Raw genomic sequence first — 15,473 nt, 5'->3', positions numbered from 1 at the left:
CTGACCGCCTACTCCTGCAGCAGCGCGTCGACCAGCTGCATGACGCGCCGCACTGCCCCGCGCTCGCGCTCGAATACCTGTCGCGCCGCCTCGCCCATCTGTCCGCGGCGCGGCGCGTCGAGCAGCAGCCGCAGCACGTGCGGGCCGAGTTGCTCGGCGGCAGCCACGCGCTCGGCGCCGCCGTCCTCGATCAGGCTGCGGATGATCTCTTCCGAATTGAAGGTGTGCGGCCCCACCAGCACCGGCACCGAGAGCGCCGCCGGCTCCAGCACGTTGTGGCCGCCGACCGGCACCAGGCTGCCGCCGATGAAGGCCAGGTCCGAAGCCGCGAAGAACGGGATCAATTGCCCCATGGCGTCGATCACGAAGACCTGATGCGCGGTCGCCGGCACGCCTTCCAGGCTGCGCGTGGCGACCGTGAAACCGAGGCTGCGCACGGTGTGCTCCACCAGCCGGAAACGCTCGGGGTGGCGCGGCGCCAGCAGCAGCAGCGCATCGGGCAGGCGCTGCAGCACTTTCAGATGCGCCTCCAGCACCGCCAGTTCCTCGCCGTCGTGCGTGCTGGCCGCCATCCACACCGGCCGCCGGGGCCCCCAGTGCGCGCGCATCGCGGCGCCGGCCGCCACCGCGCCGTCCGGGATCGGCACGTCGAACTTCATGTTGCCGCTGACCAGCACCGACTGCGGATCGGCGCCCAGGAGGCGATAGCGCGCGGCATCGGTGCGCGACTGTGCGGCGATCACGCTCACGCAGCGCAGCGCCGAAGCGATCAGCGGACGCAGCGGCTTGTAGCCGCGCATCGAGCGCTCGGACAATCGTGCATTGACGACCATCAGCGGGATGCCGCGGCGGCGGCAGGCGAAGTAGAGGTTGGGCCAGATCTCGGTTTCCACGATCACCGCCAGACGCGGCCGCACGCGCTTCATGAAGCGGCGCACCGCGAACGGCAGGTCGTAGGGCAAGTACACGTGGAACACGCTGTCGCCGAACAGCTGCTGCACGCGCGCGGCGCCGGTGGGGGTGACCGTGCTGACCACCAGCGGCGCGTGGGCGTAGCTGCGCTGCAGTGCCTTGACCAGCGGCTCGGCGGCGTTGACCTCGCCCACCGATACCGCGTGAATCCACAGGCTGCCGCTGAAGCCGGGCGCGTCGAACGAGCCGAAGCGCTCCAGCCAGCGCCGGTGGTGGTGCGGCGGCGAGCGCAAGCCCCGCACCAGCAGGCGCAGCACCAGCACCGGCGTGACCAGGAACATCGCGAGGGTGTACAGGAAGCGCAACGGCCGATCCTTGCAATCAACGCGCGAGTATAGCGACAGCGCCTGAAGCAGGTTCGCGCGCGGATGGCCCGGTACAATGCCGACGATGCCCGGCATGCCCCGCCCCGAATTCACCCGATCGCTGCTCGCTCCCCGCCACTGGCCGGCATGGCTGGGGGTGGCGGCGGTGTGGCTGATCGCGCATCTGCCACAGGCGACACTGCCGTGGCTGGGGCGCCGACTCGGCGCGCTGGTGGCGCGCATTCCGTCGGCGCGACGGCGCATCGCGGCCGCCAACATCGCGCTGTGTTTCCCCGCGCTCGATCCCGCGCAGCGCGCGACACTGGTCGACGCCAACCTGCGCGACATCGGCATGATGCTGGTGGAGTTCGCGCTCGGCTGGCTGGGCAGCGACCGGCGCATGGCCGCGCTGCCGACCGCCATCGAAGGGCTGGAACACCTGGAGGCGGCGCGCGCGCGCGGCAAGGGCGTGCTGCTGGTCGGCGGCCACTTCTCGCACCTGGAGCTGTGCGCGCGGCTGGTGTCGCAGCGCATCCGCATTGCCGGCATGTACCGGCGCATGGATTCGACCGTGTTCGAATGGGTGGTGCTGCGCGCGCGGCTGCGCTACGCCGCGGCGATGTTCGACAAGGACGACATCCGCGGCACGGTGAAGTACCTGCGCGCCGGCGGCACGCTGTGGTACGCGCCGGACCAGGACATGCGCAGCAAGGACACCGTGTTCGTGCCGTTCTTCGGCGTGCCGGCGGCGACCATCACCGCCACCCACCACCTGGCGCGGCTGTCCGGCGCGGTGGTCATCCCGTTCTTCCACCGCCGCCTGCCCGACGGGTCGGGTTACGTCCTGCGCCTGGGTGCGCCGCTGGAGGATTTCCCCGGCGCGGACGTGCTGGAGGACACCGCCCGCGTCAACGCCTGCATCGAGCAGATGGTGCGCGAGGCGCCGGAGCAGTACCTGTGGGTGCACAAGCGCTTCAAGACCCGCCCTCCGGGCGCCGCCGCCATCTACTGATCCGTTCGGCAGCCGGATGCCCGGCGGCGCTCGACCAGGTACAGCCGCATGCCTGCGTCCCGAGCGGCGATCGAGCTGGCCGGATCAGTCCCGCGGCCGCCGTTGCTCGTACAGCTTGGCGTACTTCAGGAACGCGTAGAACGCGTGGATGCGCGCGGCGATGAAGCCGGCCCAGCCGGAGCGCCAGTGTCCACGCAGCACGTAATAACGAAGAAACGCCACCGTCGGATACGCCACCATGCGCAAGCGCAGCCAGCTCACCCGTCGCCCGGCCAGATCGGCCTGTTGCAGGCTGGAGTAGCGGTTCGCCTTGACCACGCGGCCGGCGATGTCGGGCTCGCCATGGTGATCGATGACCGCGTCGAGCACGCCCACCGGGCCGTCCACCTGCACTTCCTCGTGCACCTCGTGGCCGCTCATGCGCGCACGCTGCCGGTCGAACAGGCGCACGTAGTGGTTGAGCCGGCCGCGCCGCGACTGCCAGCGCCAGAACTGCCACTCGCGCCGCCACAACTGGTAACCCGCATGGGCCGGCTCGCACAGCGCCTGCTGCAGGCATGCAGCGGCATCCGCATCCAGCGATTCATCCGAGTCCAGCAGGAGCACCCAGCGATGGCTGGCGAGGTCGATCGCCGCCTGCTTCTGGGCGCTGTAGCCGGCGAACGGCTGCGCGTGGATGCGCGCGCCGTAGTGCGCGGCGATCGCCGTGGTGGCATCGCTCGAGCCCGAGTCCAGCACCACGATCTCGTCGGCCCAGCTCACCCCGCGCAGGCAGGCGTCGAGCGTGTCGGCGCTGTTGAACGTGGTCACCACCACCGACAGCGGCTCACGCCCCATCGGGCGTCCCCTGAGGGGGTTCTGCGTTTAGGAGTCCGGCACGGATGCCGGGCTCTTCGTTGCCGGCAGGGATGCCGGCAACGAACAAACTGGCGCACCACAGCCCGAGCAGCCAGGCGAACAGCAGCCCCCACCAGGCCGAGTAGAACGCCAGGTGCGAGTTCAGCGGAAACAGCATCACGCCCAGCGCCAGGCTGGCGGGGAACGCGCGTGCGCGCGCCGCCGCGCCCACCCGCCGCCATGCCCGCCACGCCAGACCCGCCGCGGCCAGCCACAGCGCCAGCCCGAGCAGGCCGGTATTGGTGAGGATCTCCAGCAGCAGCTGGTGCGGATGGCAGGCGCCTTCGCCGACGCCGCACGCTTCGGCCGACACCACGAAGTGGTCGTCGGCCGGCGCGAACTGCGGATAGGCGTAGCGGAATCCGCGCACGCCCACGCCGTTGACCGGATGCGCCGCGGTCATCGCCACGCCGACCTGCCAGATATCGAGCCGGCCGCTGAGCGCGGTGTCCACCGACTGATCGGTACCCTGCAACACCAGCAGGCTGCGCGCCATCCGGTCATGGAAGCGCGCCGAGGTATTCCATGCCACCACGCCAGCCAGTGCCAGCAGCAGCGCCGCCGCCCCGCACCACAACGAGAAGCGCCACAGCGTGCGCGCCTCCTGCCAGGCGAAACCCGCCAGCACCAGCACGTAGCACAGCCACGCCGAGCGCGAGCCGGCCAGCAGCACCGGGCCGAGCACCAGCACCGCGGCCAGCACCAACCCCGGCCGCCCCCAGCGCTGCCGCGCCGCCCACAATGCGAACGGCGAGAGCACCGCCAGGCTCGGGCCCAGTTTCAGGTTGTCGGCGCCGAAAATGCCCGAGACCCGAAAAGCTTCGGGATGGCCGCCCAGACTCCAGCCGGTGAACGCCTGCACCCACGCATCCGCACACCACAGCGCCAGCACCGCGGCGACCGCCGTGTACAAAGCGTGCAGTTTGGCCTCGCGACGGATCGCGAAGCACGCGTACAGGCCCAGCGGAACGTAACGCAGCGTGGCGGCCACCGTGCTCCAGCTCTTGCCGGGACGAATCGCGTCCAGCGCGGAAAACAACGCCGCCGCCACATACGCTCCCAGCAGCCACAGCAGCAGCTGCGCGCCGGGGTGCTGGCGCAGTGCGGCCGGGTCGCGTGCAAACAGCATGATCACGCCGAGCAGGCACAGCAGCGTGCCCAGCTCCGAACTGCGGCCGAACGGCAGCAACGCAATCACCAGCCAGAACGGCAGCAAGGGGGAACGCAGCGCGGCCTTGAGTGAACTGCCGAAGGTCGTCATGGGTGGGCCAGGCGGGAACCAGCCCGCATTGTAGGCGCGCCGCGACGCCTGGCGCGTCAGCCCTGCGGCTGGCTCACTTCGTCGTACAACGCCAGCGTGGATTGCTGCATGTCGCTTAGCCGGTAGCTCTGCAGCGGCGAGATCGGAGGCGCCACCCGCAGCAATTCGGCCGCGCGTTCGACCAGCCGCTCGCGATCGCCCAGCGGCACGCGGCCGGCAGGGTACAGCTCGGCCAGCAATTCGCCGACGCCGCCATGGGCGTAGCCGAGCACCGGCCGGCACAGCGACAGCGCCTCGATCACCGTGCGCCCGAAGGTCTCGGGCTTGTTCGACAACTGCAGCACCAGCGCCGACAGCGCGTAGATGTCGCGGATGTCATCGCGCGGCGGCGACAGCACCACCTGCGAGGTCACCCCGCGCAAGCGGATCAGCTCCTGCAGCTCGGCCACGTAGGCCTCGCGGCCCGGCTCGACCACGCCCAGCAGCAGCAGCCGCGCCTCGATGCCGCGACGCTTGAGGTCGGCCAGCAATTCGATCGCGTCGTGGTGGCCCTTCAACCGCGTGCCGCGCGCCGGCATGGTCAGCAGCGGGGCGCCGGCGAGCGCGGGGAACTCCGCGAAGAAGGCCTTGTGCCACGCATCGTCCGGCCGGTGCCCGTAGGGAAACGCCTCCTGGTCGATGCCGCGCGGGATCACCCGCACCCGGCCCGGCTCCAGCCAGCGATAGTGGCTGAGCACGTAGTCGCGCAAGGTCTGCGACACCACGATGACGCGCTCGCCGCGCAGCAGGATCGAGCTGTAGCGGCCGGGCGAATTGAAGCCATGCACAGTGGTGACGAAATGCGGCCGCGGGGAAACGCCGCGCAGCGCCCACCAGCCCACCCACGCCGGCAGCCGCGAGCGTGCATGCACGATGTCCGGCTTCAGCTCGCGCAGCAGGCGTCGCAGCGCGCCGATGCGGCCCAGCGTGCTCAGCGACTTGCGCCCCAGGTCGAGGGTGACGTGCTCGCTGCCCTCGGCCTGCAGCTGCTCGACCAGCCGTCCGCCGGCGGAAACCACCACCGAGCGATGGCCGGCCCGCACCAGCGCGCGCGCGATCTCCAGCGCCGAGCGCTCCGCGCCGCCGGAATGCAGCGCGGGGATCAGCTGGACCACGGTCAGCAGCTTGGCGGGCACGGCGATGCTGGGCATGAGCTCAGGGCTGGCGGCTTTCATGGCAAAAAAGAAGCAAAAAAAATGCCATGGCGAACCGCCGATCGGGTCGCGGGATCAGTCGCGCAGCACGTAATGCGCGCCACAGTAGGCGCAGGTTGATTCCCCGCCATCGTCGACGATCGGCAGATAAACCTTCGGGTGGGAGTTCCACAGCACCATGCCCGGCATCGGGCACGACAGCGGGAGGTCCCGCCGCGTCACTTCGTAACGATTTTCGGCATTTGCCGGCACCAGGGGCACCGTCGCGACAGCGGGGGAAGACATCAGCGGACTCCGGACTGGACAGCAGGCTGCAAATGGTAGCAGGCTGGCGTTTGCTGCCGGGGCGCTTATCCGCCACGGCGCGGCCGGAAGGGGTTTCCGCCGCGCGACGGCAGCAAGCGGTGCGACGCACCAAAGGGGAAATCAACGACGTCCCGGCGCCCCGCGCCGGATTCGGGCATCTGATCGGGAGCAGACCATGGATTCCGCAAAGCTCATCGCGCGCGCAAAGAACATCCTGACCACACCCAGGACCGAGTGGCCGGTGGCGGCAGCCGAACCGGCCACGGTCAACGGCCTGTACACGGGCTACATCGCCATCATCGCGGCCTTGCCGGTGATCGCGCAGTTCATCAAGAGCAGTCTGATCGGCACCAGTTTCCTGGGCGTCACCGTGCGCGCGGGCATCGGCGCGGGCATCGGCCGGATGATCCTGGGCTACATCCTGTCGCTGGTGCTGGTCTACGTGATGGCGCTGATCATCAACGCGCTGGCCGGCACCTTCGGCGCCAGGCCGAACCTGATCCAGGCGCTGAAGACGGTGGCCTACGCGTGGACCGCGTGGTGGATCGCCGGCATCGGCGTGATCGTGCCATGGCTTGGCCTGCTGATCCTGCTCGCTGGCGGCATCTACAGCATCTACCTGCTGTACCTGGGCCTGCCGCACACCATGCAGTGCCCGGCGGAAAAGGCCGGCGGCTACACCGCCGTGAGCGTGATCATCGCGATCGTGCTGGGCTGGATCGTCAGCCTGATCCTGGGCCTGATCTTCGTCGGCGCGCTGGGCGGCGCGGCGATGGGCAGCATGCACGTGACCGGCAGCAACGGCGACACCGTCACCATCGACGGCAACAGCGCGCTGGGCAAGCTGGCGGCGATGGGCCAGCGCGCCGAACAGGCAAGCAAGGAGCTGGAAGCGGCGCAGAAATCCGGCGACAGCGCCGCGCAATCGGCCGCGATGGGCAAGATGATGGGCGCGATGTCCGGCAGCAACGGGCCGGTAGAGGCGCTGGCGCCGGATCAGATCAAGGCGTTCCTGCCTGCTGCCGTGGGCAACCTCAAGCGCACCGCCATCTCCGCTGAACGCAACGGCGCGATGGGCATGCAGGTGTCCGAGGCGAGTGCCGAATACAGCGGCGACGACAACCAGCACATCACCCTGGAAGTGACCGACACCGGTGGCGCCAAGGGCTTCATCGCGATGGCCAGCGCGATGGCGCCGGAGGAGGAGAAGGAAACCGAAACCGGCTACGAGAAGACCTACAGCGACAATGGCAACCTCATCCACGAGGAGTGGGACCACCAGTCCAAGTCCGGCGAGTACAGCGTGATCGTCGGCAAGCGCTTCACGGTCAAGGCGAACGGCAACGCCGACAGCATCGACGAGCTGAAGGCGGCGGTGGGCAGCGTCGACCTGGGCAAGCTGGAGTCGATGAAGGACAGCGGCGTGAAATCCGAATAACCAGCGGTCGCCGGCACAAAAAAACCGCGCCGATGACGGCGCGGTTTTTTTGTGCGAGTGCGCCAGACCGGCGCGACGATCACTTCGCCGCGACTTCCTTCGGCACCGAACCTTCGGTGGTGATGCGCACGTGCACCTCGTCGCTGACGTTGGGCACGTAGGCGCCCACGCCGAACTCCGAGCGCTTCAGCGTGGCGGTGGCGTCGAAACCGATCGACTGCGCCTTGCCCATCGGATGCGGGCCCACCCGGTTCAGCGTGGCGTCGAGCACCACCGGCCGGGTCACGCCATGCACGGTGAGGGCACCGGTGACCCTGAACTTGTTGTCGCCCAGCGGCTCGACCTTGCTGCTCTTGAAGGTCACCACCGGATACTTGGCCGCATCGAAGAAATCGGCCTTCTTAAGATGCTCGTCCAGCGCCGCCACGTGGGTATCCAGCCGCGCCAGCGGCAGGGTCACTTCGACGCTGGACTGCGCCGGATGCTGCTCGTCGAACACGATCGTGCCCTCGCCCAGACCGAGGTCGGCGGTGGGGTTGGAGTAGCCGAAGTGGTTCCAGCTGAACAGCACCATCGTGTGGTTGGGGTCGAGCTGGTAGGTCACCGGCGCCGCCTGCGCGGAAACCGCCGCACTCAGCAGACCGGCGAGAAAGAGATATTTCAGTGGGGACATGCGAAGACTCCATGGGGCAAGGACGAAAGGCTGTTTCGGGCTGTCGCACGGTATCCTTCGCGAGAGCCGCACCGGCACGCTGGCCAGAAATTCCAGTGTACAGACCGGGCGCCGGCGGTCGACGCCCGGCGGAGAAACGCATCGTGTTGATTCGGGAAACAATCCTGCGGCGAACCCGGCCATGCTGACGCTGCACGGCGAGTGCTGGGTGATCACCGATTCGGCCGCCGGCAACCAGCGCCAGGCGCTGGCGCTGGCCGAGCATCTGCAACTGCCGCGCCGCCATTTGCTGCTGGAGCCGCGCGCGCCATGGTCATGGCTGGCGCCGCGCCTGATCGCGGGCGGACGCCTCGCCCTGCCGGCCAGCCAGCGGGCGTGGTTTGCGCCGCCCTGGCCGGCAGTCGCAATCGGCTGTGGCCGCGCGGCCGCGTTGTTCACCCGTATGCTGCGGCCGCTCGGCGAGGGCCGTTGCCACACCGTGCAGATCCTCGACCCGCGCATCGAGCCGACGCAGTGGGACACCGTGGTGGTGCCGCGCCACGATGAGCTGCACGGCGCCAACGTGCTGACCACGCTGGGCTCGCTCAACACCGTCGACGACGAATGGCTGGCCGATGGTCGCGACGCCTGCCCGCAGTTCGAGGCCTTGCCGCGGCCCCGCGTGGGCGTGCTGCTGGGCGGGCCGCGCCGCGGCATTGCACTGGACGCCGACTACGCCAGCGCGCTGATCCGGCAGCTGCTGGCGCGCCAGCGCGCCGAAGGCGGCAGCCTGCTGGTGCTCGGCTCGCGGCGCACGCCGGCGGCACTGATCGAAACGCTGCGGCCGCTGCTGGCCGAGGTGCCGGGCCTGCTCTGGGCTGGCCGCGACGACGGCCGCAACCCCTACCCCGGCGTGCTCGGCTGGGCCGACCGGCTGGTGGTCACGCCCGATTCGGTGAACATGTTGTCCGAAGCCTGCGCCGTCGGCTGCCCGGTGCTCACCTTCATCCGCGCACCGCTGCCGCCGAAGATCGCGCGCTTCCACCAGACCCTGCGCGATGCCGGCCTGCTGCACGACCTCGACGCTCCGGGCACCGCCGCGCAACGCCCGCTGCGCGAAACCGCACGCGTGGCCGCGCTGGTGCGCGAGCGCATCGAGGCGACCCGGGGCGGGTTGCGTGGCGGAAATACCGGCGGATTCCCGCTTTCGCGGGAATGACGGCGCGGGGTGCTCGAGCGCGGCGGGCAGGGCTTCGCCCGAATCGCCGGCGCAATGATCGAAGGCGCCCGCTCAGTTCGTCGGACGCACCCATTTCAGCTGGCCGGCGGCCAGCAGCGCGTCCAGTTGCGGTGCCAGCGGATCGCGCAGGATTGCCGCCGGCAACGGCGCGGCGGCCAGCAGGCCGACGCACTGGTCGCGGCCGAGGTACTTGGCGCGATACAGCGCCAGGTCGGCCAGCTCCACCGCCGCATCGAAGGTTGCCGCGTCGCTGTGGGCGGCCAGCGGATGCATGCTGAAACCGATCGAGCAGGTCAGCCGCAGCACGCCGCCGCGACCATCCGCGAATGCCTTGGCGGCAATGTCGTGGCGCAGGCGCTGAGCGATGCGCAGCACGTCGGCCTGGTCGACGTCGCGCAGCAACAGCAGGAACTCCTCGCCGCCCCAGCGCACGGTGATGTCGCTGTCGCGGCGCAACTCGGCGAGCCTGCCGCCCAGCTCGCGCAGCACCGCATCGCCCACTGCATGGCCGCGGGCGTCGTTGATGTGCTTGAAGTGGTCGATGTCGATCTGTATCACGCCGACGCTGCTGCCTTCGGCCAGCAGCGCGGGCAGTTGCGCCAGCAGGTAGCGCCGGTTGTGCAGCGCGGTCAGCGTGTCGGTATGGCTCTCCTCGGCCAGCGCGAGATTGGTGACGCGCAGGCGCTCCAGCGCGCGCGACAACTCGCCGGTACGGCGTTCGACCTGTTCCTCCAGCCACGCGTTGCGGCGGCGCTGCCGGCGCATGCTCCAGCGCGTCAGCACGAACAGCAGCACGACCAGCGCGGCCGCGGCGGCGAGCCGCACCAGCAGGTTTTCGTACCAGTACGGGGCGACTTCGACGGCAATCGCGGCCTCGGGCCCGTAGCCGGCGGCACCCGGCAGCGTGGCGGCGACGCGAAAGCGGTAGTTGCCCGCCGGCAGGTGGGTGTAGAACGCCTCGCGGCGCACGCCCGCGTGCTGCCAATCCTTGTCGTAGCCGTCCAGCCGGTAGCGGAAGTGCAAGGTCCCCACCTGCAGGTAGGGCGCGGTGTAGTGCACGGTCAGGTCGCGGCTGCCCTGGTCGAGGGTGAACGCGCCGCCCGTGTATTGCCGGTCGTCATGCTCGACCGACACCACTGCCGCACGCGGCGCCGAAGGCCGCTCGCCGAGTGCGCGCGTGTTCACGCCGAGGATGCCGTCGGTGGTGGCGTACCAGATGACGTCGCCGACGATGGCGCTGCGCGCGCGGGCGCCGCCATTGCAGCAATGCAGGTTGCTCACCGTGGTGGAACGCTGCTCGCCGGCCAGCTGCTGCGGCGAGACCGTGCGCGGCGGCGAGCCGGGCAGCGGCAGTTGCGAGAGCGGCAGGCGCCAGGCGCCTTCCGTCGAGCTGGCGTAGAGCTGCCCGTCGAGCAGGTCGAACGTCCACACGTTGTCGCTGGGCAAGCCTTCGCTCTGGCCGGTCATGCGCAGGCGGCCGTCTGCCATCAGGCCAATGCCGGCGTCGCTGGTGGCCACCGCGAGCAAGTCCGGCTTGAGCAGCGCCAGCCGCGTCACGAAGTGGCTGCGCAGGGGCTCGGCCCACGCCGGCCGTGTCCAGTGACCGTCGCGCCACTCGCGCACGCCGTCGCGGGTGCCGACGTACCAGCGCCCCGGCGCCAGCGGCAGCACCGAGCGGATGATGGCCTCGGCGGCGGTAGCCTGCGGATCGAGCCGGCTCAACGCGCCCTGCCGCCAGCGATAAAGCCCGGCGGAAGTGCCAAACAGGAAATCGTCGTCGCCGAGCTCGTGGATGTCGTTGATCTGCAGGTTGCGCAGGCCTTGCAGCGCGGACGGGGTGACGTCCACCCCGCGGTCGAACACCGCGATGCCGCCGCGCGTGCCCACCCACAAGCGCTGGCGACGGTCGTAGTACAGCTCGTAGGCAGACGGGTTGGGCAGCGCGCTGCCGGGAATCAGCGTGCGCACCTGCTTGCCGTCGAAGACCTCCACGTCGGAATTGGTGCCGAACACGATCGAGCCGTCGGGCGCGCGCAGCACGCTCCACACCAGCGGGTCGCGCACGCCGTCGTCCAGCGACAGACGCCGGGTCCAGCCATTCCAGATGCGGTACAGGCCCCGCGTGTAGGTGCCCAGCCACAGGTTGCCGTCGCGGTCCTCCAGCATGCGGTGCACCCACGGCCGGCGCTGGACATCGATCTCTTCGCGCTCCAGTTCGCCGCTCGGCAGACGGCGATACAGCGCTTTGGCGGTGGCGATCCAGAGCGAACCGACGCGGTCGGTGAGCAGGCTCTCGATCGGCGCCGCATCGATCCCGTCGCCCAGTCCCGCCGCGACCCACTGCCCATCCACGATCCGCATCAAGCCGGCCGACGTGCCCAGCCACAACTGGCCGCCCTGCAGCGCCAGATGATTGACCACCACGTGCCGCCATGCCGCCGGCCCGGCCGCGATGCAGCTTTCCGTGGCCGGTGCGGCGCTGTCGGCGCGGCGGCAGACGCGGCCGATGCCGCCGATCCAGAGATGGCCGTCGCCACGCAGCAGGCTGAAGGCCGGCCCGCCGCTGCCGCCGGTCGACACCATCCGGCCTTCGTGCAGCCGCTGCACGCCGTCGGCGGTGGCCAGCAGCGGCGTGCCGTCACCGGCGTCGATGATCGCGTTGACCGCAGCCCCGCCCAGCGCCTTGAACTGCCCGTCGCGCTGCTCGATCAGGCCGCGCGCGCCGCCGAACCATACGCCGCCGTGCGGGTCGGCCCATGCAGCGTTGAGCATGCTGGTATCCACGCCGGTGCTGGCACGGTCGTAGCGCACGAAGCGGGCGCCGTCGAAACGCGCCACGGCCGTTTGCGTGTTGACCCACAGGAATCCGGCGCGATCCTCGGCCATTCCCAGCACGGTGATTTGCGGCAGGCCCTGTTCCACGCCCCAGTGGTCGAGCACAAAGGAATGGAACGGCTGCTGCGGGTCCATCGCCCGCGCGGGCGACATGACAACCAGCCAGCCGGTCGACATCAGCAGGAGTGCAAGCAGCACTCGCGGTCCCACTCCCCCTGTCACGCGTCCCCTCATCCCGCCCCTGCCGCCAGCCCGTGGCCATGGTCGATCTTGCCTGCCGGGATGGGTCCAGACAAGCGCCATGCGTTGACGGCACTCTTCACGTCCGTGAAGCGAAGGGCTCTCCGCGAACACTCCCCGGATCGCGCGCAAGAAGCATGCGCGCGATTCCTCTCAACCCTGCGGCGGCGGCTCCGCGTCGGTGGCGAAGGCGAAGCCCAGCGCGTCGGTGACCCCACGCACGCCGGCGCGCAACTGCTCCAGCGCGGCGTCGCGCGGCGCGATGCGCGAGCGCAGGTCGAGCGTGCAGGCCAGCGCGCGTTGCAGCAGGCCAGCGTGCGCGGCCGCCAGGGTCGCCGCCTGATCGTCGTCGAGCACGCCGGCGACGCGGCAGGCCTCGATCAACCCGGCGTTGGCGGTGACGCCGAGCAGCGCCGGCTGCCGCGCCGCGTGCGCCAGCACCAGTCCCTGCAGCGCGAACTCGATGTCGAGCAGGCCGCCGAGGCCCTGCTTCAGGTCGAACTGCTGCTCGTCGGAACGGTCACGCTCGGCGCGCCAGCGCTGACGCATGCTGGCCACTTCCGCGCGCACGGCGGCCGGGTCGCGCGGCACGGCGAGGACGTCGCGGCGTACTGTCGCCAGCTCGGCGTTGAGCGCCGCGTCGCCAGCCACCGGCCGCGCGCGCAACAGCGCCTGGTGCTCCCATGTCCACGCACGGCTTCGCTGGTAGGCCACGAACGCATCGAGGCTGCTTACCAGCAGGCCCTTGGAACCATCCGGACGCAGCCGCGTGTCCACCTCGTACAGACGGCCGGCGCGGGTCAGCACGGTCAGCCAGTTCATCACCCGCTGGGCCAGCCGCTGGTACCAGCGATAGCCTTCCAGCGGACGCTCGCCGTCGCTCATCGCCTGCGCGCGCTGGCCGTCGAACACGAACACCAGGTCCAGGTCCGAGGCGAAGCCGAGTTCCTCGCCGCCGAGACTGCCGTAACCGAGCACGGCGAAGCCCGACCCCACGCCCGGCAGGCGGCCATGCCGCGCCACCAGATCGCGCTCGGCCAGCGCCAGCACCGCGCCCACCACCGACTCCGCCAGCGCGGCCAGCCGGCGTGCGGTGGCTTCGGCGTCGACGCGACCGTCGTTGAAGGCCAGCCCCAACCGGAACGCGGTGGACGAACGGAACTCGGTGATCCGCTCCAACTCGGTCTCCGCGTCGCGCTCATCCAGCGTGCCGAGCACGCGGGTGATCTCGGCGGCGATGTCGGCGCGGCGCAGCGGCAGCTGGTCGATGCGCGGATCGAGCACGTCGTCCAGCAGCAGCGGCTGGGCGATCACCCGTTCGGCGAGAAAGGCGCTGTCGGCGAACAGCCGCACCAGCCGGCGCCGCGCCGCGGGCTGCTCGTCCAGCAGCGCGAGATAGGCCGAGCGCCGCGCCACCGCCTGCATCAGCCGGCACAGCCGCAGCAGCGCGGGCACCGGCGCCGGAGTGTTGCGCGCGGCGCCGAGCAGCTGCGGCAGCAAGCGGTCGAGCCGCTCGCGCGAACGCGGCGACATCGCGCGCACCGAGGCGGCTTGCGGCAACTTCAGCAAGGCGTCGGCCAGTTCCGCCGCGGGCGCGAAACCGGAAGCCTCCAGCGTGGCCGCATCCAGCGTTTCGTCGCAGGCGCGCTCCCACAGCCGCACGTCGGCGACCGGTGCGGCGGCGACCTGGCCATGCGCAGGCATCAGCACGGCGGCGAACTCCTCGCTGACGATCGCGCGATGGGTCGCCAGCGCCGCGCGCAAGGTTTCCCAGTCGGGGTAGTCGAGGCTGAGCGCGATGCGTTCGCGGCTCAGTGCATCGTCGGGGATGTCGTGGGTTTGCGTGTCGCGCAGCATCTGCACGCGGTTTTCGGCCCGACGCAGCAGCGCGTAGGCCTCGCGCAAGCGCCGCGCGCGCTGCGCGCCGATGTGGCCACGCGCCTCGCAGGCGGCCAGCGCGCCGAGCAGGCCGTGCACGCGCAGGGAAGGTTCGCGTCCGCCGCGGATCAGCTGCACCAGCTGCACGATGAACTCGATCTCGCGGATGCCGCCGGGGCCGAGCTTGAGGTTGTCGGCCAGATCCTTGCGCGCCACCTCGGCGTCGATCAGCGCCTTCATCTCGCGCAGCCCGGCGAACGCGGTGTAGTCGAGATACTTGCGGTAGACGAACGGGCGCAGCATCTCCTGCAGTTGCTTGCCGTCGGCGCGGTCGCCGGCCACCGCGCGCGCCTTGATCCACGCGTAGCGCTCCCAGTCGCGCCCCTCGCTCTGGTAGTACTGCTCCATCGCGGCGAACGACAGCGCCAGCCGGCCGGCCTTGCCGAACGGGCGCAGGCGCATGTCGACGCGCGCGCAGATGCCGTCCATGGTCGGTTCGCCGAGCAGGCGCACCAGCTGGCGGCCGAGCCGCACGAAGTATTCGCTGTTGTCCAGCGGCCGCGCGCCGTCGCTCTGGCCGCCGTGCGGGTAGGCAAACAGCAGGTCGATGTCGGAGGAGAAGTTGAGCTCGCTGCCGCCGAGCTTGCCGAAGCCCACCACCAGCAGGTGCTGCAACACGCCTTGCGCATCGCGGCTGTGGCCGTAGCGCGCGGCCATTGCCGCGGTGGCCCACGCCAGCGCCTTGCCCAGCAGCGCCTCGTACAGGACGCTGGTGGCGGACAGGGTTTCCGGCAACTCGTCCAGCCCGTTGACGTCGCGGAACACCAGCCGCAACGCCTCGGCATGGCGAAAGCGGCGCAGCGCGGCCATGCAGCCGGCTTCGTCCTCCGGCAGTGGCAGCGCGTCGATGCGGGCTCCGGCGTCGGCGCCGGAGCGCAGGCGATCCAGCCCCTGCGGGGCGAGCAGCTGCGGCTGGCGACACCAGGTATCGAACGCGAAATCGCTGGCCAGCAAGGTGCGACGGATGCGTTCAGCGACGCCGGCATCGTCATGCAGGTGCACGCCGGCGGCGCGGCAACGGCGCTCCAGCTCGCGGTAGCGATCATCGATCAGCGCGCGCAGCGCGGCGGATTCGGGCGGGTTCATCGGCCCATTGTGCCGCAGCGCGGCGGCGACGCCGCGCATCGCCGTGCACGGCCGACCCGTTCGTGCGTTGCGCATGCCTGCGGCAGGCCCGACACTTG

Annotated in this window: 11 protein-coding genes; 3 read left to right on the top strand and 8 right to left on the bottom strand. The window is 70.5% G+C overall.

Annotation, left to right across the window (positions count from 1 at the left end):
- Positions 1-8: 8 nt before the first annotated feature.
- On the bottom strand, positions 9-1,253 hold the full coding sequence (gene waaA, locus ACVCL3_RS13390; RefSeq protein ID WP_447107258.1) for a lipid IV(A) 3-deoxy-D-manno-octulosonic acid transferase: 1,245 nt from the start codon (positions 1,251-1,253) through the stop codon (positions 9-11).
- 118 nt (positions 1,254-1,371) lie between these two features.
- On the opposite strand from waaA, the gene lpxL reads away from it, so the two are divergent.
- Entirely contained in the window at positions 1,372-2,289 is a 918-nt protein-coding gene (gene lpxL, locus ACVCL3_RS13385; protein WP_447099649.1) for an LpxL/LpxP family Kdo(2)-lipid IV(A) lauroyl/palmitoleoyl acyltransferase, read from the top strand.
- 84 nt (positions 2,290-2,373) lie between these two features.
- Here lpxL and ACVCL3_RS13380 read toward each other — a convergent pair whose 3' ends face one another.
- The 4 genes from ACVCL3_RS13380 to ACVCL3_RS13365 form a co-directional block, all read right to left on the bottom strand.
- A complete protein-coding gene (locus ACVCL3_RS13380; protein ID WP_447098004.1) occupies positions 2,374-3,126 on the bottom strand; it encodes a glycosyltransferase family 2 protein in 753 nt (250 codons plus the stop codon).
- Entirely contained in the window at positions 3,116-4,447 is a 1,332-nt protein-coding gene (locus ACVCL3_RS13375) for an O-antigen ligase family protein (protein WP_447099648.1), read from the bottom strand. The genes ACVCL3_RS13380 and ACVCL3_RS13375 overlap by 11 nt, the downstream gene beginning before the upstream one ends.
- Before the next feature lie 56 nt (positions 4,448-4,503).
- The gene (locus tag ACVCL3_RS13370; RefSeq protein ID WP_447099647.1) at positions 4,504-5,637 is read right to left on the bottom strand and encodes a glycosyltransferase; all 1,134 of its coding nucleotides are present in this window, start codon (positions 5,635-5,637) and stop codon (positions 4,504-4,506) included.
- 78 nt (positions 5,638-5,715) lie between these two features.
- Positions 5,716-5,925, bottom strand: coding sequence for a zinc-finger domain-containing protein (locus ACVCL3_RS13365; RefSeq protein WP_136257792.1), 210 nt, complete (start codon positions 5,923-5,925; stop codon positions 5,716-5,718).
- A 196-nt stretch (positions 5,926-6,121) separates the two neighbouring features.
- On the opposite strand from ACVCL3_RS13365, the gene ACVCL3_RS13360 reads away from it, so the two are divergent.
- The gene (locus ACVCL3_RS13360; protein WP_447099646.1) at positions 6,122-7,384 is read left to right on the top strand and encodes a YIP1 family protein; all 1,263 of its coding nucleotides are present in this window, start codon (positions 6,122-6,124) and stop codon (positions 7,382-7,384) included.
- Between the two features lie 79 nt (positions 7,385-7,463).
- Here ACVCL3_RS13360 and ACVCL3_RS13355 read toward each other — a convergent pair whose 3' ends face one another.
- On the bottom strand, positions 7,464-8,057 hold the full coding sequence (locus tag ACVCL3_RS13355; protein ID WP_447099645.1) for a YceI family protein: 594 nt from the start codon (positions 8,055-8,057) through the stop codon (positions 7,464-7,466).
- 181 nt (positions 8,058-8,238) lie between these two features.
- Here ACVCL3_RS13355 and ACVCL3_RS13350 point away from each other — a divergent pair, with 181 nt between their 5' ends.
- Positions 8,239-9,255: a mitochondrial fission ELM1 family protein gene (locus ACVCL3_RS13350; RefSeq protein ID WP_447099644.1), complete on the top strand. Its 1,017-nt coding sequence runs from the start codon at positions 8,239-8,241 to the stop codon at positions 9,253-9,255.
- A gap of 72 nt (positions 9,256-9,327) precedes the next feature.
- Here the strand turns inward: ACVCL3_RS13350 and ACVCL3_RS13345 are convergent, their stop codons facing one another.
- Positions 9,328-12,309, bottom strand: a complete 2,982-nt coding sequence (locus ACVCL3_RS13345) for a diguanylate cyclase (protein ID WP_447099643.1) — start codon at positions 12,307-12,309, stop codon at positions 9,328-9,330.
- Between the two features lie 195 nt (positions 12,310-12,504).
- Entirely contained in the window at positions 12,505-15,375 is a 2,871-nt protein-coding gene (glnE, locus tag ACVCL3_RS13340) for a bifunctional [glutamate--ammonia ligase]-adenylyl-L-tyrosine phosphorylase/[glutamate--ammonia-ligase] adenylyltransferase (RefSeq protein WP_447099642.1), read from the bottom strand.
- Positions 15,376-15,473 lie beyond the last annotated feature (98 nt).

This window comes from Rhodanobacter sp. UC4437_H4 (genome assembly GCF_052978425.1).
Note: the sequence above shows the minus strand (reverse complement) of the source record. Positions and strands in the feature narration are given on the sequence as shown.